Origin of the sequence: Ramlibacter monticola (assembly GCF_016722785.1) — a bacterium.
GTDB classification, from domain to species: domain Bacteria; phylum Pseudomonadota; class Gammaproteobacteria; order Burkholderiales; family Burkholderiaceae_C; genus Ramlibacter; species Ramlibacter monticola.
Genome location: NZ_JAEQNE010000003.1, coordinates 436,214 through 460,963, shown reverse-complemented (window position 1 = coordinate 460,963; position 24,750 = coordinate 436,214). Strand labels below are relative to the sequence as shown.

Genomic DNA, 24,750 nt, shown 5'->3' with positions numbered 1-24,750 from the left:
AAGGGGTTTCTTCCCGGCTGCGGAGGGCTTCGATGCCTGCGCCAGCCGTGCGTGCACTGTAGGAACCGGTCGTTAGGCGACTCTGAGCCTTGTCTTAGCTGGGCGTGAGTTGGCCCCCGCCGCGGTCAGGGGCCGGGGAGAATGTCAGCCTCGCCAGCAGGAGAATTCCATGACCACCGCGCTCCCGCCCTCGCTCCTCGACCGCGTCCTGGGCCTGGAGCTCGGAGCGACGGACCCGGAGACCGGCAACCGTTGCCTGCTCGACGGCCTCGCGTGGAGTTCCGCGCAGGATGGCGCGCTGGAGTTCAGGGCCCGGAGGCTGGAGGCGACGGCCCTGCGTCTTGCGTCCGGACCCCTCACGCTGGAGATCGGCCGCATTGCCGTCCACAAGCTCGCGGGGCAGGTCCGTTTCGACGACGGACGGCCGCACCTGGGCTCCCTGGTCGCGGAGAGTGCCGAACTCTCGGGCGTGACGGTGCAGGGGCCCGTGATCCTTCCGCAGCGGTCCAACCCCGCCGCCGCGGGCGAGCCGGCCAGCAGCGCCTGGTCCCTCGGGCCCCTCGCCGCGGCCGACGGAACCCTTCGAGGGAAGATCGTCGACGCCCACCTGCTGTTCGACGCCGACGTCACGGTGCCGATCCGCCAGGGCGCGATCCACTTCAACGACGCGACGGTGGAACACGTGGGCCCCGATTCGCGCATGGGCGTGAGCCGGATGGGCTTCTACGTCGACGCGCCGAACGGGCGCAGCTATCTCTACCAGTTCCCGACTGCGCCGGTCTGCGGCGTGGAGTTCGAGCGGCGGGGCGCCTTGCTGGGGCCGTGGGTCACGGACCGCGGCAAGCTGCAACTGCAGGCGTTCGGCGAATGGCTGCTGGGCCACGCCCTGGTGGAGCGCGGGCTGGGCATGACCGAGCAGGCGCGCCTGCTGCTCGGTCGCACGGCCCTCTCCGGCGAAGTGCAAGCGGGCGACGGCAGGCTCGCGGCACCCGGCGTGCAAGCCGATCTCGTGGGGCGCGCCGAAGGACGCAACGCCGTGCGCATCCACTCGGAAGCCGTGGGGCAGGGGCTCACCGTCGAAATGAGCGCCCTGTCGGCCCGGGACGCGGTACTGCGCGCGAGGGGCACGGAGGTGCGCTGCGGCGAGATCGCCGCGCGGCTCACCCTCCAGCTGTTCCTGGAGGGCGGGCAGCTGCGCTCGAAGTTCACCCTCGCGAGCATGAACCTCACCGGGCTGCGCCTGGGTGGACTCAGTCCAGCCAGCGCTTGATGCGCGCGCCCAGTGCCTCGCGGCTGATGCCGTAGCGCTCGTGCAGGGTCGGCAGCGCGCCCGCATCGAGGAAGGCATCCGGCAGACCCGCCAGCTGGAAGCCGGCCGGCTGCACGCGGTGCCGCAGCAGGGTGCTCGCCACCGCTTCGCCGAGCCCGCCCACGATGGAGTGGTTCTCCGCCACCACGACGAGGCGATGCCGGTAGCGCACCGCTTCCACGATGGCGGCCTCGTCGAGCGGCTTGATCGTCGGGCAATGCAGCACGGCGACGTCCACCTTGTCGGCGGCCAGATCGCGCGCGACCTCGAGGGCGCGCATGGTCAGGAAGCCGCTCGAGATCACCAGGACGTCGGCGCCATCGCGCAGCAGCTTTGCCTTGCCGAGCTCGAACCGGTAGTCGTACTCGTCCAGCACCAGCGGCACGTTGCCGCGCAGCAGGCGCATGTACACCGGCCCCTGGTGCGCGGCGATCTGCGGCACGGCCTGCTCGATGTCGAGCGCGTCGCAGGGATCGACGATGGTGAGCCCCGGGATCCCGCGCATCATCGCGATGTCCTCCGTCGCCTGGTGGCTCGGTCCATAGCCCGTGGTGAGTCCCGGCAGGGCGCAGCACATCTTGACGTTCAGGTTTTCCTCGGCGATGACCTGGTGGATGAAGTCGTACGCGCGGCGCGTGCCGAACACCGCATAGGTGGTGGCGAATGGCACGAGGCCTTCCTTGGCGAGCCCGCCGGCCGCCCCCATCAGGAGCTGCTCGGCCATCCCCATCTGGAAGAAGCGCTCGGGATAGGCCTGGGCGAACAGGTGCAGGTCGGTGTACTTGGCGAGGTCCGCCGTCATGCCGACGATATCGGGGCGGGTCGCCGCCAGTTCGACGAGGGCCTTGCCGAAGGGCGCCGCCTTGACGCGCTGCCCTTCGGCGGCGATCGAGGCGATCATGGCGGAGGTCGTGAGGCGCGGCTTCTTTTCGGCGACGGCGGTGTTCATGCGGGGACTCCTTCGGTCTGCTGCGATTCGTCGAGGATGCGGATGGCTTCCTGCCATTCCGGCGGATCGACGCGGATGAAGTGGTTCTTCTCGCGCTGCTCCAGGAAGGGGACGCCCTTGCCCATCAGCGTGTCGAAGAGGATGACGCGTGGCCTGGCCTCGCGCAGTGCGCGCGCCGCATCGAAGGCCTCCAGCACCGCGGCCAGGTCGTTGCCGTCGACGCGCTGCACGTGCCAGCCGAAGGCCGCCCACTTGTCCGCCAGCGGTTCGAAGCCCAGCACCTTGCCCGAGGGGCCGTCCGCCTGCTGGTTGTTGATGTCCACCAGGCACACGAGGTTGGAGAGCCCGTGGTGCGCCGCGGCCATCGCGGCTTCCCACGTGGAGCCTTCGTCGAGCTCCCCGTCCGACATGGAGTTGTAGACGAAGGCGGGGTTTTCCTTGCGCCGCAGCCCCAGGGCCATGCCCACCGCAATGGGCAGGCCCTGGCCCAGCGAGCCGCCGGAGATCTCCATGCCCGGCGTGTAAGTGGCCATTCCCGACATCGGCAGCCGGCTGTCGTCGCTGCCATAGGTGTCCAGTTCGCTTTCCGGGATCACGCCGGCCTCGATCAGCGCGGCGTAGAACGCGATCGCGTAGTGGCCATGCGAGAGCAGGAAGCGGTCGCGCCCCTCCCACTGCGGCTCCGACGGCCGCAGGCGCAGCGCGTGACGGTAGGCGACGGCCAGCACGTCGGCGTAGCCGAGCGCCTGGCCGATGTAGCCCTGGCCCTGGACCTCACCCATGCGCAGCGCATAGCGCCGGATGCGGTAGGCGCTCTGGCGCAGGTTCTGGAGTTCTTTCATGTTCATCCTCACGGGAGTTCAACGCAACGTCAGCCAGGGCAGGTAGGCAAACCCCAGCAGCAATCCGATGGCAACGAGATAGAAGGGAATGAGCTCGATCACCACGTCCCCGATGCGGACCTTCGCGATGGAGCTGGTGATGAAGAGGGTGGTGCCGATGGGCGGGTGGTACAGGCCGATCGACAGGTTGACGATCATCATGATCCCGAGCTGGATCGTGTCCATGCCGACCGCGGCGGCCAGCGGCACGAACATCGGCGTGAGCAGCAGCACGGCCGCCGGCAGGTCGATGAACATGCCCGTGGCGAGCATGATCAGGTTCATCGCGAGGATGATCAGCCACGGCGATTGCAGCGTCTCGGTGGCGAAGCGCGTGAATGCGGCGGGCAACTGCTCGTAGGTCACGATCCAGCCGACGATGCTCGACGCCATGATGATCAGGAGCACCACGCCGGTGGAGATGCCCGCCTCGATCGCGGCGTGCCGGAGCTTGGCGAGGTTCAGGTCGCGATAGAGCAGCCCCGAGACCACGAGGGCATACAGGGTCGACATCACGCTCACTTCCGTCGGCGTCGCGATGCCGAAGCGCAGGAACACGATGATCAGCACGGGCATGGCCAGCGCGGGGCCGGCTTGCACCAGCTGCGTGCCGAAGGCCTGCCAATGGAAGGGCGAGTCGTCGCGCGGGAAGCCCCGGCGGCGGCCCTGCACGTAGCAGACCAGCATGAAGCCGCCGCACATCAGCAGGCCCGGCAGGATGCCCGCGACGAACAGGGCCCCGATCGATGCACCCGACACCAGCGCGTAGACGATCATCGGGATGGAGGGCGGGATCAGGATGTCGATCGTGGCCGCCGCCGCCAGCGTGCCCGCAGCGAAGGGCGCCGGATAGCCCAGCTTCTTCAGCCAGGGGATCAGCATCGAGCCGATCGCCGAGGCATCGGCCACGGCCGAACCGGAGACGCCGCCGAAGATCGTCGACGACAGCACGCCCACCTGCGCGGGGCCGCCGTGGACGCGGCCGATCAGCATCGACAGCAGGTTGACCAGGCTCTGCCCCAGCTTGCCGCTGACCATCAACGCACCCGTCAACATGAAGAACGGGATCGCGATGAGAGGAAAGCTCTGCATCTGCGAAATCATCTGCTGCACGGCGAGATCGACCGGCACCTTGCCCAGCACCAGCAGGGCGCCGACGGACGACAGGACGAGCGCGTGCGCGATCGGGATCGACGCCAGCGCGGCGACGACGAACAAGCCGATGATGAGGACGGTCATGCGGACACTCCCAGGTGCAGTTCGGGGTCTTCGGCGGCCGGCGCATCGGCGGCCAGCAGCGCGGGGATCCGTACCAGCGTCGTCACCGCGAGCAGGACGAAGCCGGTCATCAGGCAGGCCACGGTGACCGCGCCCGGGACGTGCAGGATCGGGCTGTATTCGTCCGCCGAAATCTCCGCCAGCGGCCATGCGGCCCAGCAGAGCCCCAGGTACAGCGCGGCCACGACGAGCGCTCCGCCGGCCAGCACCCAGCGCCGGCTGGGCCCCAGCTTCTGGGTCAGGAGGACGACCGCGATGTGCGAGCCGCCTTGCGCGGCGAGCACGACGCCCGCCATGATGATCCAGGGGAAGAGCAGCTCGGGCAGCTCGGAGGCCCAGGCCAGGCTGCTGCCCATCGCGTAGCGCAGGCCGACGTTCGCGCTCAGGATCAGGAAGGTCACTGCCAGCGTCGCGTACAGGACGAGGCGGCAACCTGCGCCGATGGCGCGGTCGACGGAAGCAATGAAGACGTTCACGGGAACCTCCTGCCCTCAGTGCGCCGCGCTGACGATCTTGCGGAGATAGGGGCCGATGGGGCCCGCCAGCCACTTGTCGGTCACCTTCTGGGTGGCGGCCGCAAAAGCATTCCGGTCCACCGTCGTGACCTGCACGCCCTGCGCCTTGAGGTCGGCAAGCAGCTTCGCCTCCGCTTCCGCGGAGAGTCGGCGCTGCAGCGCGGTGGCTTCGGCGGCGGCGTCCTGCACCACCTTGCGATCCGCCGGGGCCAGCTTGTCCCAGGTCCTCTTGCTCATGAGGAAGGGCGTCATCTGGAACTGGTGGTTCGTGAGCGCGAGATGCTTCTGCACTTCGTACAGCTTGCTGGCTTGGATGTTCGCCAGCGGGTTCTCCTGGCCGTCCACCACGCCCTGCTGCAGGGCGACGTACAGCTCGGAGAACTTGATCTGCTGCGCGTCCGCACCGAGTGCCTGCATGATCTCCACCAGCACCGTGTCGGGCGGGGTGCGCATCTTCAGGCCTTTCACGTCCTCGACCTTCGCCAGGGGCCGCTTGCTGTTGGTCATCTGCCGGATGCCGTTGTCCCAGTAGCCGAGGACCACCATGCCCTTGTCCGCCGAGCGATCGGCCAGCTCCTTGCCGAGGGGGCCGTCCAGGACCTTGAAGGCCTGCGCTGGGCTCGCGAACAGGAAGGGCATGCCATAGGCGGCGTACTCGGGGACGGCATTCGCCACCGCGCCCTGCGAGTTCGCGGACAGGTCCAGTGCGCCGGTCCGCAGCGCGGTGACCATCGCGGCGTCGTCGCCCAGCTGGGCCGAATGGGCCACCTGGACTTCGATGCGCCCCGAGGTCTTCGTCTTCACCAGCTCCGCGAAGCGCACCGCTGCTTCGTGGCGCGGGTTGCCGGGGGCTGCGCCGTGGCCCAGCGTGAACTTGACCGCTTGCGCATGGGCGGCCATCGGGAGCGCAGCGGCGACGGCGAGCGCCAGCAGGGCGCGCGTGAAAGTGAAACGGTGCATGGGTTTGTCTCCTCGGGAATCGGGTGGGTCTTCAGTGGATCAACATGCCGCCGTTCACGTCGAGCGTGATGCCGGTGCAATAGGCGGAGAGTTCGCTGGCCAGGAACACGCAGGCGCCCGCCACGTCCGCGGCCCGGCCCAGGCGGGCGAGCGGGATGGATTCCGCGATCTCGGCCTTCTTCGTTTCGGTCAGCTTGCCCTGCGTGATGTCGGTCTCGATCAGGCCCGGCGTGACGCTGTTGACGCGGATGCCGTCGATGCCGAATTCGCGCGCCATCGCCTTCGCCAGCCCCAGCACGCCGGCCTTGGCGGCGGAGTAGTGCGGGCCGCCGAAGATCCCGCCGCCGCGCTGCGCGGAGACGGAGGAGATGCAGACGATGGAGCCGCTGCGGGCGCCGCGCATCGCGGGCAGCACGGCCTGCGACATGTACAGCGTGCCGCGCAGGCTCACGTCCAGGATGCGGTCGTAGTCGGCGCCGGTGATGTCCAGCGTCTTCACCGGCTGCGTGATGCCGGCGTTGTTGACCAGCACGTCGATGCGGCCGAGGGTCTGCAGCACGGCGGCGACGGCGGCTTCGCACGAGGCCTTGTCGGTCACGTCCGCGACCAGGCCGATGTGGCCGCTTCCCAGGCGCGCGGCGGCGGCCTCGGGCTCGGCGCGCGCGAGGTCGAGGATCGCGATCCTCGCGCCCTGCTCCGCCATGAGGCGGGCGGTCGCGAAGCCCAGCCCGTTGGGGCCGGCGCCGCCGGTGATGACGGCGACCTTGTCTTTCAGAAGCATCGGGAAGTCTCCAGGTGGGTTGGCGTGGGCGAATGGTCGGTGCCGCCCAAGCTGAAGACAAGCGATATATCTTCACGCTAGGATGACGGTTCGTCATCTGACACCGGGGTTGACCCTATGGCTGCCGTCCCGCCCGTCACCAACCTGCTGGCCTTCGAGGCCGTTGCACGCCGGCGCAGCTTCGCCCTTGCGGCGGCGGAACTGCACCTCACCGCGTCCGCCATCAGCCACCAGGTCGCACGGCTGGAGTCGGAGCTCGGCGTGCGCCTGTTCGAGCGCAGTGCCCATGGAGTGCGCCTGAGCGTCGCGGGCGAGCAGTACCTGGCGCGCGTCGGCGGGGCCCTGGCGGCCCTCAGTTCGGCGACCGAGGACCTGCGGCACGGGGTCAGCAACAGCCTCTACGTGCACTCGGCGCCCAGCATCGCGAGCCTCTGGCTCATGCCGCGCCTGCGCGCCTTCGCGCAGGCGTATCCCGCCATTTCGCTGAACCTCTCGGCGGCGCACACGCACAGCGACTTCGCGCTGGGGCAGGCGGACATCGACATCCGCTACGGCGTGCCGCAGTGGCCGGGCCTGGAAGTGGAGCCGCTGTTCGAGGAGCGCATCGTGCCGCTCGCGAGCCCCTCGTTCATCCGCGAGCACCGCCTCAAGCGCCTGGAGCAGCTGCTGGAGTTGCCGCTGATCCAGAGCAACGTGAGCGTGGTGCAGTGGTCAGACTGGTTTGCCGCCGTCTCGGACCAGCGCGCGCCCGAGCGCTTCGCGGTTCGCTTCGACCGGGCGCAGATGGCGCTCGACGCGGCCATGCAGGGCCTCGGCGTGGCCCTCGAAAGCACCACCATCGCGGCCGGGCACCTGGCGGATGGCAAGCTGAGGCCCGTGTTCGGCCTGGACAAGGCCGTGAAGCTCAAGGCGCATTTCGCGGTCTACCCGCCCCGCCATGCGCGGCGGCCGCCAGTGGAAGCCTTTCTCGCCTGGCTTCACTCGGAGGCGGCGAAGAGCAAATAGCTCCGGGGCACGCGATCCCGCGAAGCGCGCACTTTCACCGGATTCGCCGGAATGGTGACGATGTGCAACATGGAGGACTGATCCAGGTCATTCGATGCGGCATCCCGGCCAGTAGATTGAATCGCGAAAGACCTGCGCGCAACACGAGCCTGCCATGCCCTACACCGACAGCCCCCATCCGGTCCACATCGACGCTTCGCTTGCGGGCTTTTCCGAATGCCACCACGACTTCGTGGCGCAGCTGCATTCCGCGCTCTACCTGCCGGAACTGGTCGAAGCCGCGGCGAAGGCGCGCGTGATGGCCAACGACCTGTTGAAGATGTTCGGCCACGGCGTCAGTAGACACCACGCGGAAGAGGAGAACGAGCTCTTCCCCGCGGTGCTGCGCGCGGCCGAATCCGGCCCCGAGTTCGACAAGGTGCGTGCGATGGTGGACCAGCTCGTGGGCGAACACCGCGACATGGAGGCCCGCTGGGCCCAGCTGCAGCCGGAGGTGGAAGCGGTGGCGCGCGGTGAAGTCCGCGCCATGGATGCGGCGCTGATCCAGGACATGGTGCAACACTTCTTCGCGCATGCGCATTTCGAGGAAGAACACTTCCTGCCGCTGGCACAGAAGGTCCTCGGGCGCGACAGCGAGTCCATGGCCGCGCTCGGGCACGCGCTGCACCAGCGGCACCGGCAGCAGGAGGCTGCCGACGCCTAGCCGCAAGCGCGTCGCGGCTAGGCCGCGCTCGCGTGCAGCTCCTCGTGCAAGGCGACGTATTCCTGCGTGAGCTTGTGCCGCGCGTCCAGGAAGATCATCGGCCTGGCCAGGTCGTGCGACTCCTTCACCCGGACCGACGAACTCAGATAGGTCCCCAGCACCGGAAGCCCCTCCTCCAGCATCTCGCGCACCAGCCGCTGCGGCAGGTTAGCCCGTGGCTGGAACTGGTTGACGACGATGCCCTTGACCTCGAGGTTCTCGTTGTGGTCCGCCTGGATCTCCTTCACGTTGTTCAGCAGCGTGTAGAGCGCCTGGCGCGAGAAGTCGTCGCAGTCGAACGGAATGACGCAACCCTCGGCGGCGATGAGCGCGGATCGCGTGTAGAAGTTCAGGGCCGGTGGCGTGTCCACGTAGATGCGGTCGTAGACGCTGGCCAGTTCCTCCAGGCCCTCGCGAAGCTTGTAGATCTTGCCGCGGGACTCGAGCTTGCCGTGCAGGTCCTCGAGGTCATCCCCCGGCGGCAGCACGGAGAGGTTGTCGAAGGGCGTGTCCACCACGAAGTCCGCGATCGGCTTCGCGCGGACGACGAACTTCAGTGTCTGGGCGAAGTAGCCGGCGATGCCTTCGCCCGCTTCGCGCGCGGCCTCCCCCAGCAGGTAGCGGGTGGAGTTGCCCTGCAGGTCCAGGTCGACGACCAGCGTCTTGAATCCCTGCTGCGCGCTGATCGCGGCCAGGTTGCACGTGATCGTGCTCTTGCCGACGCCGCCCTTCTGGTTGAAAACGACGAGTCCCATCTGCATTCCCCATGTTGTACCGCGCGATTATCCGCGTGCCGGGGCGCGTGACCCCGCCTCGCATCGGCCCGCCTCAGCGGAAATAGGTGTGCATGATCGGCCTCAGGCCTCCTTCGAGCACCTTCTCCGCGTCCAGGACATGCTGCAGCTGGATCAGCTTGGCAACCAGGCCGGTCCAGCCGGTCTGGTGGCTGGCGCCGAGGCCGGCGCCGTTGTCGCCGTGGAAGTATTCGTAGAAGAGGACGTGGTCGCGCCAGTGGGGGTCGGCCTGGAAGGTCTCGCAGCCGCCGTAGACGGGCCGGCGGCCCTGCGCATCGCGCAGGAAGATCCGGGTGAGGCGGCGGGAGATCTCCATGGCGACCTCGAACAGGTTCATCGAGCGGCCCGAGCCCGTCGGGCATTCGATCCGGAACTCGTTGCCGTAGTACAGGTAGAACTGCAGCAGGGCCCGCAGCAGCATCACGTTGAGCGGCAGCCAGATCGGCCCGCGCCAGTTCGAGTTGCCGCCGAACATGCCCGAATCGGACTCGGCCGGAAGATACTTCACCTCGTAGCGCTCCCCGTGCACTTGGCACGCATAGGGGTGCTCTTCGTGCCACTTGGACAGGGAGCGGATGCCGTAGGGCGAGAGGAAGCGCTGCTCGTCGAGCATTCGCGTGAGGATGCTGCGCAGCTTCTTCTCGTTGCAGATGCCCAGGAGCCGGCGCCCCCTGGCGCCGGGCACGGTAGGCGGGGGAAGGTTGGCCAGGATGGGGCCGTGCCGCTGCACGAAGTCTTCCAGCCGCCGGGTGAAGCGGGGAAACCGGGTGCCCACGTCAGGCGGGAGCACCGTCGTGGCACAGAGGGGCAGCAGGCCGACCATCGAGCGCGTCTTGATGCGCTGGACCGAGTTGTCGGGGAAGCGCAGCAGGTCGTAGAAGAAGCCGTCCTCCTCGTCCCACAGTTCGTCCTCGTTGTCGCCGATCCTGTCCATGGATCCCGCGATCCAGAAGAAGTGCTCCATGAACCGCGCGGCCTCGTCCTCGTAGCTGGCATCGTGTTCGGCCAGTTCCAGGGCGATCTCCACCATGTTCTGGCAGAAGAAGCACATCCAGGCGGTGGAGTCGGCCTGCTCCAGGCTGCCGCCGGTGGGCAGGGGCGCGCTGCGGTCGAACACGCCGATGTTGTCCAGGCCCAGGAAACCGCCCTCGAAGACGTTGTTGCCGTCGCCGTCCTTGCGATTGACCCACCAGCTGAAGTTCAGCAACAGCTTGCGGAAGGTCTCCTGCAGCTTGCCGACGTCCGCGCTTCCCAACTGCTTTTCCTGCACGTAGTTGAAGAGCGTGGCGAAGGCGTGGACGGGCGGGTTGACGTCGCTGAAGTTCCACTCGTAGGCCGGGATCTGCCCGCACGGGTGCAGGTAGCGTTCGCTCAGCATCATGCGCAACTGCTCCTGCGCGAAGTCGCGGTCCACCATGTTCAGCGCGATGGTGTGGAAGGCGAGGTCCCAGGCGGCGTACCACGGGTACTCCCACTTGTCCGGCATCGACAGCACGCCCTCGTTGACCATGTGGACCCAGCCGCGATTGCGCATCAACTTGCGGCCGCCGCGCAGGAAGTTGGCCTGGTGCTCGGTGAGCCACTCGTCGAGGTCGAAGTAGTAGTACTGTTTGCTCCACAGCATGCCCGCCAGGGCCTGACGCAGCACCCGCGCTTCGTCCGCGCTGGCCTGCGGGGGCGTCAACGAGGCATAGAACGCGTCGGCCTCCTGCAGCCGGGTGGCCAGGGTGTGGTCGAATGCCGCCCCGAAGGGGAATCCGGCCGCGCGCACCGCGCGGCCCTGCGACGCCGGCGCCTGCTCCACGAGGCGCAGGCGGAGGGTCGCGGAGCCCTGGGGGGCGATCTTCAGTCGGTAATGAGCCGAGGCTTTCGTTCCGGTGAGGTCCGGGTTCACCGCCCCCGCCTTCCCGTGCAGCAGGAAGTCCTCGATGCCGTCCTTGACCCAGCGCGTCGGGTTCGGCTGCGTGGGAAAGAGCCGGAGGTTGTTGGTCTCGTTTTCCGTGAAGAGGAGCGGCGCTTCGCCTTCGCAGTGCAAGTGGTACAGGCCGAGGGTCGGGTGCGCGGCGGCGATCGCCCGCGTGCCCCGGGGGGCGTCGGTGCTCTGGAGGACCGGCTTCTCGCTGCGCGGGCCCGCCCTCCCCCAGGTGTTGCGGAACCACAGTGTCGGCAACACGTGCAGGTCGGCCTCCAGCACGCCGCGGTTGCAGACCGTGATCCGGATCAGGATGTCCGCCGGCCCCTCCTTGGCGTATTCGACGAAGACGTCGAAATAGCGGTCCTCGCTGAAGACGCCGGTGTCCAGCAGTTCGTACTCCATCTCACGGCGCGAGCGCCGCCGGTTCGTCTCCACCAGGTCCGAATAGGGATAGGGGTCCTGCGGGTACTTGTACAGATACTTCATGTACGAGTGCGTGGGCGTGTTGTCGAGGTAGAAGTAGTACTCCTTCACGTCCTCGCCGTGGTTGCCCTCGCTGTTCGTGAGCCCGAACAGGCGCTCCTTGAGGATGGGGTCCCGCCCGTTCCACAGCGCCAGCGCGAAGCAGAGGCGCTGCCCGTCGTCGCAGAGTCCCGCCAGGCCGTCCTCGCCCCATCGATAGGCTCGGGACCGCGCATGGTCGTGGGGAAAGTGGTTCCAGGCGTCGCCGTTGTCGCTGTAGTCCTCGCGCACCGTGCCCCATTGGCGTTCGCTCAGGTAGGGTCCCCACAGCTTCCACGGCGGTCCGCCGGGCCGTGCCGCATCCAGTCGTTCGCGCTCGGGGTTCATGGGCATCTCCTCGTTGGAGCTCGCAGGAAAGCGGCGGGCGGGCTTACCGTGGCGCAATCCGCAGCAGGTGGAAGCCCCAGGGCGGCAGGTCCACGTACAGCCCCGGTTGCCGCATCGTGTCGCCGTCCCGGTCGTAACGGGCCTGCGAGAGCAGGTCGTCCAGTTGCCAGGACCGCCCGGCCAGGTCCTCCCAGGGAAGTTGCACCTGCGCCTGCGCGGGCCGCTCGGACAGGTTGACGGCCACGAGGAAGCGCGCGTCGCCCCGGCGCCAGCACCAGCCCACGACATCCCGCCAGCTCGGGTTGTCCGCCCAGCCGCCGCGTTCGCACAGGGTCCAGTCGCCGTCGTGGAAGGTTCGATCGGCGGTCGCGGCCAGCAGGGTTCGATAGAACGCGCGCAGTTCCTCGTCCACCGGTTCCTGCGGACGGCGGGCCAGGAACACCGGCAAGCGCACGCGCCGGCCTTCCAGCTGGCCTTCGTGCAGCAGCCGCGCGCCGCACTGGGTGAGCGCCAGCAGCGCCGCCGCGCGGGCCTTGGCCGGCGGGAACGCGGCCGCCGCGCGAGGCTCGTCGTGGTTCTCGATGAAGCGCAGCAACTTCCGCTGGAACGCCAGCTCCGCGCAGAGGTGCAGGCGGACGGACTCGGCATCGGCGTGTTCGAGCCGGTCGACCAGGCGCTTGTCGTAGCACCAGTCGAAGCCCTGCTGCTGCAGCTCCCACTCCAGGTCCCAGTAGGCCTCGGCGACGAAGCGGAAATCCGCGTGCTGCTGCCGCACGGCGGGAATCAGCTCGCGCCAGTAGTCGAGCGCCCGCGGGGCAGCGACGCGACTGCCCCAGGTGCGAGCGAACACGGCATCGAGCATGAGCATGGCCATGTCGCAACGCACGGCATCGCACTGGCTGGCGATGTCGCGCACGGTGTCGATGGCAGCCGCGCGCAGGCCCGCCGAGAACGCGTCGAGCTGGAGCACGTCGGGCCAGGCCGGGAAATAGGGATCGCGGCCGCAGGCGAATACGTGGCCGCCCACCGCGACGAAGGAGGACGGGTCGCGCTCGGCGTCCTGCGCGCAGCCGCGCACGAAGTAGTCGGGATGGCCCGCCGCCCAGGGGTGGTCCGGCGCGACATGGTTGGGCACGAAGTCGAGCACCAGCCGCAGGCCGCGCCGCGCCAGCGCGGCACGCGCGCGGGCCAGCCCTGCCCTGCCGCCCAGGCGCGGATCCACCACGTAGTCGCGCACGCAGTACGGCGAGCCGGCGTTGTCCTCGCCGCGGAAGTCGGGCAGCGCGCGGCGGAAATCCGCCTGCAGGTCGGCGTTGCGCGCGGCGATCTCGCGCCCCGCGGGGCTGCGCTGCCACACGCCCATGAACCAGACGGCATCGAAACCGAGCGTCGCGATCGCATCCCACTCGGCCTCAGGGACCGAATCGAGCGTCACGCCGCGACCGAGCTCGCCCAGCCAGACCCAGGTGTTGATCTCGTAGATGGAGGGATGCCGGGGCCAGGGATCCACGCGAGCCTCTGCCGCCTGGGGTCAGGTGTTCCAGTCGTCGCCGCCCTCGTCGAGGCCGAAATCGTCGCCGCCGGCGTCATCCCAGCCGCGGTTGTCGGCGATGCCGAAGTCCTGGCCGCCCATGTCGGCGTTCGGGTCCCCGCGGCTGTCTCCGGTGAGGGCGCCAAGGCCCGCGTCGCGCGCGAGCGGAGAACCGACGGCGGAGCCCCCCTCGCCCGGCGGCGAGGCTGCGGGCCGCCCTTCGTGGTCGAACATGCGACGCCCGATTTCCTGCGCGGCGACCGCGCCCGCGCCGACGGCGAGACCCGTGGCGAGGCCGCGCCCGAGCGTGGAACCGAGCGACGGTGCGGCGGCCTGCGGCGCATTGCCATAGCCCGCCTGCGGCGAGTTGCCATAGCCCGGCGGCGGCACGTTCGCGTCGTAGCGGCCGAAGCCTGCGTCGAGGCCCTGCGGCGCATACGCGGGCGGTGGCGGCGGGGCGGCGCGCCTGCGCGAGCGCAGGAAGAGGACCACCCCGAGGACCAGCAGGCCCAGCAGCAGCAGGCCCCCCATGGGGAATCCGCCGCCCGCGCGGGGCGGCGGCGGCGGCGGCGCCATCCGGCGCGGATCGATGGGCGGGGGTGCCATCGGCCGCGGCGCCGGCCGAGGTTGCGAGAGTTGATCGACCTGGGCGCGCAGCGCCGTCACCGCCTCGGGCTTGGCGAAGGGCAGTCCGGGCGCGAGCTTGTCCGCGATCTGCAGTTCGGTGCGCGCCACGGCGGCGTCGCGCTGCCGCGCCGCGATCTCCGCCTTGACGTAGTGGGCTTTGGCACTGTTCGGGTGCTTGGCGATCACCTGGTCGACCATCGAGCGGGCGCCGGTGAGGTTGCCGCTGCTCGCGGCCTTGTAGATGTCGTCGACGGTGGGGTCTTTCGTGTCCTGCGCGCGCGCCGCCAGGCCCGCGAGGACCAGCAGCAGGGTGAACAGGAGGACGAGGAATCGCTGGGTGCGCATTCTCGGAGGCTCCGGGGAACTCGATGCGCGAAATATGAGGCCGGCAGGCCTCCGGCACAAGAGTGGTGAAAAGCCTTGTCGCTCAAGGTTCGCCGGGGGCCTCGCCGAAGCTGAACGCCTTCACGCCGACCTCCAGGTTCCGGTAGATGATCCGCGCGTTGCCCGGATGCGGCGGGAAGCTCGTGCCGAGGTCGAACTGCAGGATCCTCTTGCCCGCGAACAGCGGCCGAAGTTGCTCCAGCCGCTCGGGAAAGCGATAAGCCCCTTCGTTCTTCACCTGGCCGAAGACGAACAGGAAGTCCCGGTGCTTGCGGATCGCGCAGCGCAGGATGCGGTCGGCCTGTCGATGTTCGACATCGCCCGCTGCCTTGTGCCTGTCCACGCGCGTGTACAGGTTCAGCATCAACATCGCACCGTACTCCGGAAGATGCGCGTGGACGTAGCGCTCCAGGTAGTTCACGGTCTTGTCGGCCCGCTGCTCGTCGGCGTCGCTGGGGTTCTGGCCGACGACGCAGAGCGTGCCCTTCGACTCGCGATCGCGGAACGGTATCTTCAGGAGGGCGCGATGCGTGCCGCCGCGGACGAAGATGGCCCGGACGCGCGCAAGGTCGACGGCCTCGAAGTGCGGAACGGGCCTGGCCATCGCGTCCGGCTTGCCGCGCCCGCCGCTACGTCTTCGCGCGAGCCTCGGGAGGCGCCGTGCAGGCGCGCTTGGTTTGGTCGCGGACGCATTTCTTGATGAAGGCCGCCTTGGGCGTGTCACTCGCCTCGGCCCGGGGCGCGGGGGCGGCGAGGTGCAACGCGGGAACGGCCAATGCAACGGCAGCGACGATGCCGAGAAGCTTCCACATGAAGGCCTCCACTGGAGCGCCTAGCGTAGCAGCGTTCCGGCGGCTCCGCACGGCACTGCAGGGGCGCTTCGCCATCGACGTGAAGGGCCGCGACCCTTCGGAGGGGCCCCGGGGCCGGACCTGCGTGCGGGTGTGAACTATGCAACGGCAACGCGTGGCACGGCCCCTCGACCTTGAGTTGCATCAAGAGTTGCCGCAAGTTCCCGGGAACCGGGCGTGCGCCGGGGAACACCGACAGTTCGGGCGGTCGCGCTTTTCTCGTCGATCGCCATCCTCGTGAGACCCTCCATGAACAAATCCCAATCTCCCGCCACCCAGTCCCGCCAGTCCCGGAAGTCCTGCGCCGTGTCCAAGGCTTCCCCGCCCGCAGTGCGTTCCTCCGAGCAGCCTTCCCCGGGCAATCAGGCCGAGCTCGCGGCGGTGCAGGCCCGCATGCCGGCCTGCCTCGGCGCGAAGGTGGTCACGGGGCTCCCGCGCGGGCGCTTCTGAAATGGGGCCGCGACGCAAGGCCCAGCTCCTTGGAACGGTGGTGCCCGCCCTGGCTGCGTCTGCGTATATCCACGCCGAGTCCAGCCCGGGCAGCCTGCAGGCCACCGTCGCCGTGGCCTGCGGGGTCGCCCTCGGCTGGCTGCTCCTGAAGGGGGAATCGCCGGCCGGAACCGGGAGCGCGAAGCCCGATTCAAAGCGCGCTCAAGGGAGCACGATCCGGCGCCGCCACGGCAGGCGCGGATCCGCCTCGTAGTCGGCGACCACCCAGGTACGGACCGCGTGGTCCGCCGCCTCGGCCAGGAAGTCCCGCAGCACCGCGGCAGAGGCTGCGTCCAGGGCGGCGAAGGGCTGGTCCAGGCAGGTGACTGTGGCCCCGCTCGCCAGCAGGCCCACGAGGGCGACCTTGCGGCGGCTTCCCGTGGACAGCATCGACAACTTCTTGTCCAGGTGGGGCCCCAGCCTGAGCGCCTCCACCAGTTCCTCCTGCAGCGCCGGATCCCAGCGCGGGCAGCCCTGCCGCAGGGCATCCCACACCTGGCGAGGCATCAGGTCCTCCTGCCCCGGCAAGGAGAGGTCGAGCCAGAGCGCATCGGCGCACGGGGCTTGCCCCGGCCGCGGGGCCAGGTCGCCGCCCAGGCTGCGCAGGAGGTGGGTCTTGCCCACGCCTTCGTCGCCCGTCACCGCGACCAGGCCCGGAGGCAGCGGCAGCAGGTCGTCAGCCTTCATTGCTCTCGGAGGGACTCGAAGTAGCCCTGGATCGCCTTGGGCATGGCCTTGCGCGGGCAGCGCTGCAGCTCCACCAGCAAGTCGTGCGGCGCCTCTTCCACTTCGTAGCGCGAGCGGATGTCGGACTGGATGCGCGCCAGCAGTGCGGCGGCCACTTCGGCGTCGGCCATCGCGCGGTGGGCCCGGCCCGCCGGGGGGATGGAGTGGAACGCTGCCAACGCGCCGAGACGCTAGCTGCCGGCCTGCGGATACAGACGGCGGGACAGCAACATCGTGCACGCCATCGGGGGATCCCTGCGGGCGTCCTCGCCCAGCCTTTCCGTTTCCGCCGCCCAGAAGCGCCGGTCGAAGGATGCGTTGTGCGCGGCAAGGGGCACGTCGCGCACGAAACGCGCGGCCTCGGACATGACTTCCGCGGCCGGCGGCGCCGCACGGATCATCTCGTTGCTGATGCCCGTGTACGCCTCGATGAACGGGGAGATGGGCACGCCCGCATTCATCAGGGACTGGAAGCGGCCGACGACCTGCGTTCCCTCCAGCATCACGATGGCGATTTCCGTGGCGCGATCGCCCTGCGAGGGCGACAGGCCGGTGGTTTCGAAGTCGACGACGGCAATGGGATCCAAGGCAGGCTCTGGGTTGGCGGACAGCGGAGTATGCCAAGCGCGACCTGTGAGCCCGTCCAAACCTAGCCGCCGCCGCGAAGCATGTACAGGTCGAAGCGCTTCATGAACGCGTAGCGCATCCCGTCGTCGACGTTCTCGAACGAGAAGGCGACGTGCAGGCACGCGAGTTCGAGAAGGGCGATGCGACGCGGCGGCGCTTCATGCCACGAGATCCGCAGCCTCCCGCTCCCGATGCGCACGCGCGCGGAGCCCGGTTCGGGCTCCCATGCGAGAGGCCCGATCGCCCTCGGCAGCCAGCCGAGCCATTCGGCCTCGGTGCACGCCATGTCGCGCTCGAACTGCTCGGGATAGTGGGACTGCATCAGCCCCCGGCGATCGGCGGCCAGATGGCAAGCACGTCGCCTTCGGCGAGGCGCCGGGTGCTGCGCTCGGCGGGCGCCACGTAGATGCCGTTGACCAGCACCAGGTGCACCAGCTTCATCGGCAGCTGGAACGGCGCGACGACTTCACCGATCGAGGCGCCCTCCGGCACGTCGATGTCCACGCTGTTGCTGCCGCGCTCCCGCTCCGGCGGCAGGTAGTCCGTGAGCGAGGCGAACAGCTTGAACTTGATCTTCATGCGCGCCTAGCGCCGTCGCTCGTCGGCCGCGCCCTGCCAGCGGCCCTGGGCTTGTGCGGCGCCCAGGTAGGCCTCCACGATGCGCGTCGGGTCCTCGATCAGCTTGCGCTTCCACGCCCCGAGCCTCACCTGTCCCTCGATGAGCCCGCGCAGCACGCCGACGTGCTGGGTCCAGCCGATGGCGTTCGCGCCGACCATGAGGTCGTCCTTGAACTGCAGCGACAGGTGGCGCGATCCCTCGCGGTCCGTCACTTCGGCGTGCTCGCCGCCGGGAGCCCCCTGCCAGTCGCCGAAGCTCGCGGACACCAGCCCCAGCGTGTCGAGCACGTTGATCTGCGTGACGCCGGGCAGTTCCGCCTCCAGCCCCGCCATGTTCATCGCCGCGACGCGCGCCTGGTCCGAGGCGTTGGGCTGGATCGCGCTGACCATCGTCCTGCCGGTGATCTTGTCGAAGGCTTCGGCGCAATCGCCGGCCGCGTAGATGCCCGGCACGTTGGTCTGCATCCGCGCGTCGGTGAGCACCCCGGCCAGGCAGGCGATCCCGGACTCCTCGAGGAAGCCGATCGAGGGCTTCACGCCGGTGGCGCTGATGACCAGGTCGGCATCGAGCGCCTGGCCGTCCGACAGGCGCACGCGCAGGGGCGCGGCGGCCTCGATGGCTTCGACCTTGGTTCCGGTGAAGACCCGCACGCCCTGCTTCAGGCACCAGTCCTTGATCATCGTGCCGGCGACCGGCCCCATCATGCGCGGCACCATGCGATCGGCCATCTCCACCACGGCCAGGTCCACGTCGCGCGCGGCGAGCGCTTCCATGATGATGCAGGCGATGAAGCCTGCGCCCATCTGCACGACGCGCGCGCCGGGCCGGGCGCGCTCCATGATGTGGCGCGCATCCTCCAGGGTCCAGCAGGGATGCACGCCGGGCAGGTCGACGCCCGGGATCGGAGGCTTTTGGGGCAGCGATCCCGTTGCGATGAGCAGGCGGTCGAACGCCAGCTTGTCCCCGCTCGGGAGCGTGACGGCGCGCGCCTGCGAATCGACGGCGGTGACGCGCGCCTGCATCAACTCGATGCGCTGCTGCGCGAAGTGCTCCCTGTCGTGCCGCAGCCACGTGCCGGCTTCGGGGATGTCCCCCGCCAGCAGGTAGGGGATCGCCATGCGCGAGTACGGCGGCTCCCGCTCCGCGCCGACGATGGTGATGCGGTCGTCCGGGCGGTGCTTGCGGATCGTCTCGGCCGCGATCACGCCCGCCGGTCCGGCGCCGAGGATGACGTGGTGCATGGCGCCCCCTTACAGCCCGAGGCGCTCGCGGGTCTCGGGCTTCAGCGTGCCGTCGGGATTCCAGCCGCGGACCTCGTAGTAGCGCGGCAGCATCGTCCCGAGCTCGTTGACCTTCCCCTTCGCCGGGCCGGTCTTCACGGCCTCTTCCAGCAGGCGCTTCGGCAACTGGTCGTCGGCGGCCGTGAGGCCGGCCCTGTTGTTGAAGTCGCGCTCCATGTTCCAGATGCGCTCGCCGATCTTCTCCAGCTCCTCGGTGGTGAACTCGTCACCGCAAGCGGCGGCCAGTTGCGGCGCGAGGTCCGCGAGTCCCCAGGCGAAGGTGGTGAAGACGCACAGGCCCGACGCATCGAAGGCGGCCGTCGCATCCTGGAAGGCCTTCACCAGCTCCGGCTTGCCCTCGCTCACGAGCGGATCGGTCTTCACGGGGATGCCGAGCACTTCCGATGCGACCGTGTAGCCGCGCAGGTGGCAGGCGCCGCGATTGCTCGTCGCGTACCCGAGTCCGATGCCCTGGATGCCGCGGCCGTCGTAGGCCGGGAATTCCTGGCCCTTCACCGACATCGACAGTTCCGGATGGCCGTACCGGGTGCACAGGCGCTTCGAGCCCTGCCCCAGCTCCTTGCCGAAGCCTTCACCCCGGGCCGTCGCTTCGGCCAGGAACACCAGCGCCTGCGCGGAACCGAAGGGCGCCTCGATGCCGACCTGCTCCTTCGTGAGCACGCCCATCTCGTACAGCTCCATCACGGCGGAGACGGTGGCGCCGAAGGAGATCGGGTCCATGCCCTGCTCGTTGCACAGCATGTTCGCGTACTGCAGCGCCTCGAGGTCGTTCACGCCATTGGAGGCGCCGAGCGACCATGCCGCCTCGTATTCGAGGCCGCCGGAAGCGCCCCAGTACTCGGGCTTGTTCTTCACCGTGAAGTGCGTGGCGTCCAGCTTGCTGACGCGGCCGCAGGCGATCGTGCAGCCGAAGCAGGCCTGGTTGTTCACCAGGTGCTTCTTGCCGTCGGTCTTGCGCGGCGTGGCCATCGCCTCGGCGGAGATGTCCTTCGCGCCTTCGAACTGGCTGTCCTGGTGGTTGCGCGTGGGCAGCGCACCGACCTCGTTGATCACGTTCATCAGGACCTGCGTGCCGTAGGTGGGCAGGCCCTGGCCGGTGACCGCGTTGTCCTTCAGGATCTGCTTCTTCTCCTTCACCACCTGCATGAAGCGCGCGGGATCCTTGATGCCCGCGCCGACGCCCTTCGTGCCGCGCACGGCGATCGCCTTGAGGTTCTTGCTGCCCGCCACCGCGCCGACGCCGGACCGGCCCGCGGCCCGGTGCATGTCGTTGACGATCGAGGCGAAGAGCACCCGGTTCTCGCCTGCCACGCCGATGCACGACACGCGGGTCTGCGGATCCTGCAGCTGCTTGCGCAGGGTCTCCTCGGTTTCCCAGACCGACTTGCCCCACAGGTGCGAGGCGTCACGCAGCTCGGCGACGTCGTCGTTGATGTACAGGTACACCGGCTTGGGTGAGCGGCCCTCGAAGATGACCATGTCCCAGCCGGCGAACTTGAGCTCCGCGCCGAAGTAGCCGCCGGAATTGGAGCAGGCGATGGCGCCGGTGAGCGGCCCCTTCGTGACGACCGTGTAGCGGCCCCCGGTCGACGCCATCGTCCCGGTGAGCGGGCCCGTCGCCCAGATCAGCTTGTTCTCCGGCGACAGGGGATCGACCTTCGGGTCGATCTCCGAGACCAGGTACTTGGTGGCGAGCCCGCGCGAACCGACGTACGTGCGCGCCCAATCCATGTTGAGGGGTTCGGACTTCACCTTGCCATTGGCGAGGTCCACGCGAAGGATTCTTCCGGCCCAGGACATGATCGTTCCCCCTTCAGGCTGCTGCGGGTTGATTGCCGACCTTCTCGGCCCACTGGCGCATGCGCTCGAGGCCGGTCCAGTTCGCGTCGATGAAGGTGATCGCGCCGGTGGGGCACGCCTCCGCGCATTTCGGGTCGCCGCCGCAGAGGTCGCACTTCTGCACCTTGCCGGTTTCCTGGACGTAGTTGATCGTGCCGAAGGGGCACGCGACGGTGCAGACCTTGCAGCCGACGCACGTCGCCGAATTCACGACCTTGGCGCCGGTCAGCTGGCTGAGCGTGATCGCCTCGACGGGGCACGCATGCAGGCACCACGCCTCGTCGCACTGCGTGCAGGTGTACGGGACCTTCCTGCCGGTCTCGTGGAAGTCGAACACCTTGATGCGCGATTTCGCGGGCGCGAAGACGCCGTGGTGTTCGAACGAGCACGCCATTTCGCACTGCAGGCAGCCAGTGCACTTGTCGGCGTTCAGATGCAGCATCTTTCGCATGGGAGTCCCCCAAAAGTTCGCCGGCCATTCTTAGAACCGTATGGCTCGCGCTTCATAAGGGAAAACCCTAGTGCGACATTCCGGCGGAATCCCCGGACGTGGAAACGGCTACCGATACCGCCCCTGCGCCGCCGCGACCAGCCCGTTCCGCAGCATTTCCACCGCATGCCCCCGGCGCTGGCTGTCGGCCGAGACGACCGAAGTCGCCGCGACGACCAGGTCCAGCGGCGGATGGACCCAGATCATCTGCCCTCCATATCCGCTGGCCATGAACGTGCGGCGGGGGGCCTCGTTCGGCAGGATCCACCACAGGAAGCCGTAGGGCATGGCGACGGGCGGCCCGCCACTGTTCTGGGGCCGGGTGGCCTCGGCCACGTAGTCGCGCGGCAGGAGCTGGCGCTCGCCCCATCGGCCCTGTTGCAGGAACAGCTGCCCCAACCTCGCCATGTCCTGCGTCCGCAGGTGCAGCAGTTCCCGGTACTCGGGCTCCGCCATTCCGAGCGGTTGCACCAATTGCCGCCGCGCGTAGTCCGCCAGGGGCAAGCCGGCGACCCGTTCGACGAGAGCGGCAAGCAGGCGGACCACTGCGTTGTCGTACGCGAACCGCTCGCCCGGCGCCGCCGCCAGCGGACGCGCCCACCCTTGCGCCGGCGGCAGCCTGCCCGTCGTGGACGTGGCCGATCCCAAGTCGAATCCGGCGCTCATCGTCAACAGGTGCCGCAAGGTGATCGCCCGGGTGCGCGGGTCGTCGTTGAGGGCGGCCCATTCGGGCACCAGCGCCAGCACGGGCTGGTCCACGCTGGCGATGGCGCCTTGCGCGAGGGCGACCCCCACCAGCGCCGACAGCGCACTCTTCTCCACCGACTGCACGTTGCGCGGCCTGTCCGGCGCGGCATCGCGGTAGAACTCGAACGCCGTGCGCCCTTGCAGGGTGACGGCAACGCTCTCCACATCCGTCCAGCGCTCCTGGAGCCGCTGCCGGACGCCCTCGAAGGCCTCCGCGTCGGCGGCCCGTTGCTCGGACGTTGCCGCGCGGCCCTGCGCCTGCGCGCTTCGCGGCCAGCTTCCGGCGGCGACACAGCCCAGCGCCAACGTGAATGCGCGTCGTTCGACACAGACGGGACGGTGGGTCACTGAAGGGCCTTTCTTGCGCGCATCAGGCGCCCGCCGCGCCGCTCCCGGGCGTCTCGTTGCCCTCGCGATAGGCGCTGGCCCGTTCCGGCTCGATGGGGCGGATCTCGGACAGCAGGCCACAGGCGAGGCAGGGATTGTCGGCGGCGATGCGGGCGGCTTCCTCCAGGCTGCCGGCCAGGATGAACCAGTAGCCGCCGATCACCTCCTTGGCTTCGGTGAACGGGCCGTCCGTGATGCCGGACCGGCTGACCAGCTTCGCCCCTTTCGCGAGCCGCTGGCCGGACTTGAAGCGGCCTTCGGCGACCAGCCTCGCGTGCCAGTCATAGAAGGCGTCGATGGCGGCCTGGATTTCCTGCGGCGACCTGCCGGCGTCCCACTGGCCTCGCGAGATCAGCAGGTACTCGTTGGTGGACGAAGCATTCGGCATCGTTGTCTGCTCTCCCGCAAGTCTTGCGCCGGCCGGGCGCTCAGCCGCGTCGCGCCGCCTCGATCCGTGCGATGTCGATCTTGGTCATCTCCATCATGGCCTCGAACGCGCGCTTGGCGGCGGCGCGGTCCGGGTCGGCGATGGCTTCCATGAGCACCCGCGGCGTGATCTGCCACGACAGCCCCCACTTGTCCTTGCACCAGCCGCACGCGCTCTCCTGGCCGCCGTTGCCGACGATCGCGTTCCACAGGCGGTCCGTTTCGGCCTGGTTCTCGGTCGCCACCTGGAACGAGAACGCCTCGCTGTGCTTGAAGGTCGCACCGCCGTTCAGGCCGAGGCAGGGAATGCCCATGACGGTGAACTCGACCGTCAGGATGTCGCCTTCCTTGCCGGAGGGATAGTCTCCCGGCGCGCGATGCACGGCGGCCACGGAACTGTCCGGGAACGTCGCGGCATAGAACCGCGCGGCCTCCAGCGCGTCGCGGTCGTACCAGAGACAAATCGTGTTCTTGCTGGCCACTGCTTTCTCCACTCGTCGCGGGCCCATCCAGGAAGGCCGTGGAGGGCCGCCCGACACCCCAACCATGGCTGCGGGCCGCATGACCCGTTCTCCCGACGACGAAGGAATCCCTGCCGGATCGACAGCGATCGCCTAGGGATTTCCCTTGCAGCCTCCCGCGCCCCAAGTGGCAAGCGGCGCGGGATGCGTTTTCCTTATTTCTTCGGCGCCATGACGCCCATCATCAACTCCGTGTTGAGCTTGGCGATCTGCTGCATCAGCCCCCACTGGCTCGACATGAGCTGTGCGAACTGCGGGTTCGTGGGGCTGGCCTGACCCGACATGGCGAGCTGTGCGGTCGACTGCGCGATTTTCTGTTGCTCTTCCAGGATCTGCTTGACGGAGGTGTTGTATTCATCCAGGGTCATTGAAGTGCTCCTTGGCGGGTTGCCCGCCGCTGCATCTTAAGCGCGGCCCCCAGCCCCGGGGCGCGTCATCCCTCGCCGGAGGCTCCATGTGCCGGAACATCAGGACGCTGTTCAACTTCGATCCGCCCGCAACCGAACTCGAAATCCGCGACGCCTCTCTGCAGTTCGTGCGCAAGCTGAGCGGATTCACCGTACCGTCGAAGGCCAACGAGGCCGCCTTCGAGCAGGCCGTTCAGGAGATTGCCGCGTCCGCACGCGTCCTCATACGCTCGCTCGTCACCAGCGCCGAGCCGCGCACGCGGGAGGCCGAGGCGGCCAAGGCGAAGGAGCGCGCAGCGCTCCGGTTCGGAGGGGCGAACGAACGTCAGTAGGCAGCCCGCTCCCGCGAGGAGCGGACGCCGGGCTCACTTCGCCGGCGGCTTCTTCGGCGACCTGCGCGCTGCCTCCAGCGCCGCGGCCTTCTCCGCATGCTTCTCGGCGCGTGTCCTGCGTGCCTTGGGCTTCTTGGTCTCCTTGGCGGCGTGGGCGTCGTCCTTGGCCTTGGGCTTGTCCTTGGCCTGGGCGTGATGCGTCCGCACCAGCCGCTCGAGCGCGCTGGGCCTGGGCAGCAGCGCCTGCGCGTGGCGCTTCTCCCTTTCCTCCTTCAGCTGCCTGCGCTCCTCGATCAGGGCCAGTTCGGTCTCCGAAGGCGGCTGGTCCGCCCCGGCGGTTTCCCGGCGCATCATGGCGCGATGCAGCGCCTGGCCGTTCTCCGAAATTCGCTTGGTCAACGATGCAGTACGAATCGGCATTTGGGCGGTTCCTCACGTTGCAGCGGAGGGCCACTGTAGGCCAATCCG

At 68.9% G+C, this 24,750-nt stretch carries 28 protein-coding genes and 1 pseudogene; 5 read left to right on the top strand and 24 right to left on the bottom strand.

The annotated features are described in order from the left end of the window. Nucleotides 1–169 precede the first annotated feature (169 nt). On the top strand, nt 170–1,270 hold the full coding sequence (locus tag JJ685_RS15690; protein ID WP_201675201.1) for a hypothetical protein: 1,101 nt from the start codon (nt 170–172) through the stop codon (nt 1,268–1,270). Here JJ685_RS15690 and JJ685_RS15685 read toward each other — a convergent pair. From JJ685_RS15685 to JJ685_RS15660, 6 genes are read right to left on the bottom strand one after another with little or no spacing between them, the layout of a single operon-like run. Beyond that, a complete protein-coding gene (locus JJ685_RS15685; protein ID WP_201675200.1) occupies nt 1,251–2,258 on the bottom strand; it encodes a transketolase family protein in 1,008 nt (335 codons plus the stop codon). The genes JJ685_RS15690 and JJ685_RS15685 overlap by 20 nt on opposite strands. Next, a complete protein-coding gene (locus JJ685_RS15680) occupies nt 2,255–3,100 on the bottom strand; it encodes a transketolase (RefSeq protein ID WP_201675199.1) in 846 nt (281 codons plus the stop codon). The genes JJ685_RS15685 and JJ685_RS15680 overlap by 4 nt, the downstream gene beginning before the upstream one ends. An 18-nt stretch (nt 3,101–3,118) precedes the next feature. Further along, nucleotides 3,119–4,378, bottom strand: coding sequence for a TRAP transporter large permease (locus JJ685_RS15675; protein WP_201675198.1), 1,260 nt, complete (start codon nt 4,376–4,378; stop codon nt 3,119–3,121). After that, nucleotides 4,375–4,893 carry a TRAP transporter small permease gene (locus JJ685_RS15670; protein ID WP_201675197.1) on the bottom strand — a complete coding sequence of 173 codons (519 nt, stop codon included), beginning with the start codon at nt 4,891–4,893 and terminating at the stop codon, nt 4,375–4,377. Before JJ685_RS15670 ends, JJ685_RS15675 begins: the two co-directional genes overlap by 4 nt. Before the next feature lie 15 nt (nt 4,894–4,908). Next, a complete protein-coding gene (locus JJ685_RS15665) occupies nt 4,909–5,892 on the bottom strand; it encodes a TRAP transporter substrate-binding protein (RefSeq protein ID WP_201675196.1) in 984 nt (327 codons plus the stop codon). Nucleotides 5,893–5,923: 31 nt separating this feature from the next. Then, nucleotides 5,924–6,673 (bottom strand): SDR family NAD(P)-dependent oxidoreductase, encoded by a 750-nt coding sequence (locus tag JJ685_RS15660; RefSeq protein ID WP_201675195.1) that lies wholly within the window; start codon nt 6,671–6,673, stop codon nt 5,924–5,926. Between the two features lie 117 nt (nt 6,674–6,790). Between JJ685_RS15660 and JJ685_RS15655 the strand changes: the two genes are divergently transcribed. Continuing rightward, a complete protein-coding gene (locus JJ685_RS15655) occupies nt 6,791–7,678 on the top strand; it encodes a LysR substrate-binding domain-containing protein (protein WP_201675194.1) in 888 nt (295 codons plus the stop codon). A 154-nt stretch (nt 7,679–7,832) separates the two neighbouring features. Further along, nucleotides 7,833–8,381 (top strand): hemerythrin domain-containing protein, encoded by a 549-nt coding sequence (locus JJ685_RS15650; protein ID WP_201675193.1) that lies wholly within the window; start codon nt 7,833–7,835, stop codon nt 8,379–8,381. Nucleotides 8,382–8,398: 17 nt separating this feature from the next. Here the strand turns inward: JJ685_RS15650 and JJ685_RS15645 are convergent, their stop codons facing one another. The 6 genes from JJ685_RS15645 to JJ685_RS15620 all read right to left on the bottom strand — a co-directional run bounded on the left by JJ685_RS15645 (nt 8,399) and on the right by JJ685_RS15620 (nt 15,332). Beyond that, nucleotides 8,399–9,175 (bottom strand): ParA family protein, encoded by a 777-nt coding sequence (locus JJ685_RS15645; protein ID WP_201675192.1) that lies wholly within the window; start codon nt 9,173–9,175, stop codon nt 8,399–8,401. A 73-nt stretch (nt 9,176–9,248) separates the two neighbouring features. Next, complete coding sequence (locus JJ685_RS15640; protein WP_201675191.1) at nt 9,249–11,978, bottom strand: MGH1-like glycoside hydrolase domain-containing protein; 2,730 nt, start codon at nt 11,976–11,978, stop codon at nt 9,249–9,251. 43 nt (nt 11,979–12,021) lie between these two features. Then, nucleotides 12,022–13,488, bottom strand: a complete 1,467-nt coding sequence (locus JJ685_RS15635; RefSeq protein ID WP_201675190.1) for an alpha-amylase family glycosyl hydrolase — start codon at nt 13,486–13,488, stop codon at nt 12,022–12,024. A 21-nt stretch (nt 13,489–13,509) separates the two neighbouring features. Further along, nucleotides 13,510–14,481, bottom strand: coding sequence for a hypothetical protein (locus JJ685_RS15630; RefSeq protein ID WP_201675189.1), 972 nt, complete (start codon nt 14,479–14,481; stop codon nt 13,510–13,512). An 82-nt stretch (nt 14,482–14,563) separates the two neighbouring features. Then, complete coding sequence (locus JJ685_RS15625; protein WP_201675188.1) at nt 14,564–15,124, bottom strand: DUF1643 domain-containing protein; 561 nt, start codon at nt 15,122–15,124, stop codon at nt 14,564–14,566. 25 nt (nt 15,125–15,149) lie between these two features. Beyond that, complete coding sequence (locus tag JJ685_RS15620; RefSeq protein ID WP_201675187.1) at nt 15,150–15,332, bottom strand: hypothetical protein; 183 nt, start codon at nt 15,330–15,332, stop codon at nt 15,150–15,152. A 288-nt stretch (nt 15,333–15,620) separates the two neighbouring features. Between JJ685_RS15620 and JJ685_RS15615 the strand changes: the two genes are divergently transcribed. Next, nucleotides 15,621–15,821 (top strand): hypothetical protein, encoded by a 201-nt coding sequence (locus tag JJ685_RS15615; protein WP_201675186.1) that lies wholly within the window; start codon nt 15,621–15,623, stop codon nt 15,819–15,821. Between the two features lie 201 nt (nt 15,822–16,022). Here the strand turns inward: JJ685_RS15615 and JJ685_RS15610 are convergent, their stop codons facing one another. From JJ685_RS15610 to JJ685_RS15560, 11 genes and pseudogenes are all read right to left on the bottom strand, one after another. Then, complete coding sequence (locus JJ685_RS15610; RefSeq protein WP_201675185.1) at nt 16,023–16,547, bottom strand: ATP-binding cassette domain-containing protein; 525 nt, start codon at nt 16,545–16,547, stop codon at nt 16,023–16,025. Beyond that, a pseudogene (locus tag JJ685_RS15605) lies at nt 16,544–17,173 on the bottom strand (3'-5' exonuclease). Before JJ685_RS15605 ends, JJ685_RS15610 begins: the two are co-directional and overlap by 4 nt. 62 nt (nt 17,174–17,235) lie before the next feature. Then, on the bottom strand, nt 17,236–17,535 hold the full coding sequence (locus tag JJ685_RS15600) for a hypothetical protein (RefSeq protein WP_201675184.1): 300 nt from the start codon (nt 17,533–17,535) through the stop codon (nt 17,236–17,238). Beyond that, a complete protein-coding gene (locus JJ685_RS15595; protein WP_201675183.1) occupies nt 17,535–17,792 on the bottom strand; it encodes a MoaD/ThiS family protein in 258 nt (85 codons plus the stop codon). Before JJ685_RS15595 ends, JJ685_RS15600 begins: the two co-directional genes overlap by 1 nt. A gap of 6 nt (nt 17,793–17,798) precedes the next feature. Then, nucleotides 17,799–19,073 carry an NAD(P)/FAD-dependent oxidoreductase gene (locus tag JJ685_RS15590; protein WP_201675182.1) on the bottom strand — a complete coding sequence of 425 codons (1,275 nt, stop codon included), beginning with the start codon at nt 19,071–19,073 and terminating at the stop codon, nt 17,799–17,801. Between the two features lie 9 nt (nt 19,074–19,082). Then, nucleotides 19,083–20,933: an aldehyde ferredoxin oxidoreductase family protein gene (locus tag JJ685_RS15585; protein ID WP_201675181.1), complete on the bottom strand. Its 1,851-nt coding sequence runs from the start codon at nt 20,931–20,933 to the stop codon at nt 19,083–19,085. A gap of 13 nt (nt 20,934–20,946) precedes the next feature. Next, nucleotides 20,947–21,423, bottom strand: a complete 477-nt coding sequence (locus JJ685_RS15580; protein ID WP_201675180.1) for a 4Fe-4S dicluster domain-containing protein — start codon at nt 21,421–21,423, stop codon at nt 20,947–20,949. 108 nt (nt 21,424–21,531) lie between these two features. Continuing rightward, nucleotides 21,532–22,557 carry a serine hydrolase domain-containing protein gene (locus JJ685_RS15575; RefSeq protein ID WP_201675179.1) on the bottom strand — a complete coding sequence of 342 codons (1,026 nt, stop codon included), beginning with the start codon at nt 22,555–22,557 and terminating at the stop codon, nt 21,532–21,534. A 22-nt stretch (nt 22,558–22,579) separates the two neighbouring features. Next, complete coding sequence (locus tag JJ685_RS15570; RefSeq protein ID WP_201675178.1) at nt 22,580–22,984, bottom strand: YciI family protein; 405 nt, start codon at nt 22,982–22,984, stop codon at nt 22,580–22,582. 40 nt (nt 22,985–23,024) lie between these two features. Next, nucleotides 23,025–23,504 (bottom strand): VOC family protein, encoded by a 480-nt coding sequence (locus tag JJ685_RS15565; RefSeq protein WP_201675177.1) that lies wholly within the window; start codon nt 23,502–23,504, stop codon nt 23,025–23,027. Nucleotides 23,505–23,698: 194 nt separating this feature from the next. Further along, nucleotides 23,699–23,911 carry a hypothetical protein gene (locus tag JJ685_RS15560; RefSeq protein WP_201675176.1) on the bottom strand — a complete coding sequence of 71 codons (213 nt, stop codon included), beginning with the start codon at nt 23,909–23,911 and terminating at the stop codon, nt 23,699–23,701. An 86-nt stretch (nt 23,912–23,997) separates the two neighbouring features. On the opposite strand from JJ685_RS15560, the gene JJ685_RS15555 reads away from it, so the two are divergent. Continuing rightward, the gene (locus tag JJ685_RS15555) at nt 23,998–24,282 is read left to right on the top strand and encodes a DUF2277 domain-containing protein (protein ID WP_201675175.1); all 285 of its coding nucleotides are present in this window, start codon (nt 23,998–24,000) and stop codon (nt 24,280–24,282) included. Between the two features lie 33 nt (nt 24,283–24,315). On the opposite strand, the gene JJ685_RS15550 is transcribed toward JJ685_RS15555, so the two are convergent. Beyond that, on the bottom strand, nt 24,316–24,702 hold the full coding sequence (locus JJ685_RS15550) for a hypothetical protein (RefSeq protein ID WP_201675174.1): 387 nt from the start codon (nt 24,700–24,702) through the stop codon (nt 24,316–24,318). Between the last annotated feature and the right edge of the window lie 48 nt (nt 24,703–24,750).

Coding starts and splice junctions, on each gene's coding strand:
- JJ685_RS15690 (WP_201675201.1), top strand. CDS start 170: ATGACCACCGCGCTCCCGCCCTCGCTCCTCGACCGCGTCCTGGGCCTG.
- JJ685_RS15685 (WP_201675200.1), bottom strand. CDS start 2,258: ATGAACACCGCCGTCGCCGAAAAGAAGCCGCGCCTCACGACCTCCGCC.
- JJ685_RS15680 (WP_201675199.1), bottom strand. CDS start 3,100: ATGAAAGAACTCCAGAACCTGCGCCAGAGCGCCTACCGCATCCGGCGC.
- JJ685_RS15675 (WP_201675198.1), bottom strand. CDS start 4,378: ATGACCGTCCTCATCATCGGCTTGTTCGTCGTCGCCGCGCTGGCGTCG.
- JJ685_RS15665 (WP_201675196.1), bottom strand. CDS start 5,892: ATGCACCGTTTCACTTTCACGCGCGCCCTGCTGGCGCTCGCCGTCGCC.
- JJ685_RS15660 (WP_201675195.1), bottom strand. CDS start 6,673: ATGCTTCTGAAAGACAAGGTCGCCGTCATCACCGGCGGCGCCGGCCCC.
- JJ685_RS15655 (WP_201675194.1), top strand. CDS start 6,791: ATGGCTGCCGTCCCGCCCGTCACCAACCTGCTGGCCTTCGAGGCCGTT.
- JJ685_RS15650 (WP_201675193.1), top strand. CDS start 7,833: ATGCCCTACACCGACAGCCCCCATCCGGTCCACATCGACGCTTCGCTT.
- JJ685_RS15645 (WP_201675192.1), bottom strand. CDS start 9,175: ATGGGACTCGTCGTTTTCAACCAGAAGGGCGGCGTCGGCAAGAGCACG.
- JJ685_RS15640 (WP_201675191.1), bottom strand. CDS start 11,978: ATGAACCCCGAGCGCGAACGACTGGATGCGGCACGGCCCGGCGGACCG.
- JJ685_RS15630 (WP_201675189.1), bottom strand. CDS start 14,481: ATGCGCACCCAGCGATTCCTCGTCCTCCTGTTCACCCTGCTGCTGGTC.
- JJ685_RS15625 (WP_201675188.1), bottom strand. CDS start 15,124: ATGGCCAGGCCCGTTCCGCACTTCGAGGCCGTCGACCTTGCGCGCGTC.
- JJ685_RS15620 (WP_201675187.1), bottom strand. CDS start 15,332: ATGTGGAAGCTTCTCGGCATCGTCGCTGCCGTTGCATTGGCCGTTCCC.
- JJ685_RS15615 (WP_201675186.1), top strand. CDS start 15,621: ATGAACAAATCCCAATCTCCCGCCACCCAGTCCCGCCAGTCCCGGAAG.
- JJ685_RS15610 (WP_201675185.1), bottom strand. CDS start 16,547: ATGAAGGCTGACGACCTGCTGCCGCTGCCTCCGGGCCTGGTCGCGGTG.
- JJ685_RS15600 (WP_201675184.1), bottom strand. CDS start 17,535: ATGCAGTCCCACTATCCCGAGCAGTTCGAGCGCGACATGGCGTGCACC.
- JJ685_RS15595 (WP_201675183.1), bottom strand. CDS start 17,792: ATGAAGATCAAGTTCAAGCTGTTCGCCTCGCTCACGGACTACCTGCCG.
- JJ685_RS15590 (WP_201675182.1), bottom strand. CDS start 19,073: ATGCACCACGTCATCCTCGGCGCCGGACCGGCGGGCGTGATCGCGGCC.
- JJ685_RS15585 (WP_201675181.1), bottom strand. CDS start 20,933: ATGTCCTGGGCCGGAAGAATCCTTCGCGTGGACCTCGCCAATGGCAAG.
- JJ685_RS15580 (WP_201675180.1), bottom strand. CDS start 21,423: ATGCGAAAGATGCTGCATCTGAACGCCGACAAGTGCACTGGCTGCCTG.
- JJ685_RS15570 (WP_201675178.1), bottom strand. CDS start 22,984: ATGCCGAATGCTTCGTCCACCAACGAGTACCTGCTGATCTCGCGAGGC.
- JJ685_RS15560 (WP_201675176.1), bottom strand. CDS start 23,911: ATGACCCTGGATGAATACAACACCTCCGTCAAGCAGATCCTGGAAGAG.
- JJ685_RS15555 (WP_201675175.1), top strand. CDS start 23,998: ATGTGCCGGAACATCAGGACGCTGTTCAACTTCGATCCGCCCGCAACC.
- JJ685_RS15550 (WP_201675174.1), bottom strand. CDS start 24,702: ATGCCGATTCGTACTGCATCGTTGACCAAGCGAATTTCGGAGAACGGC.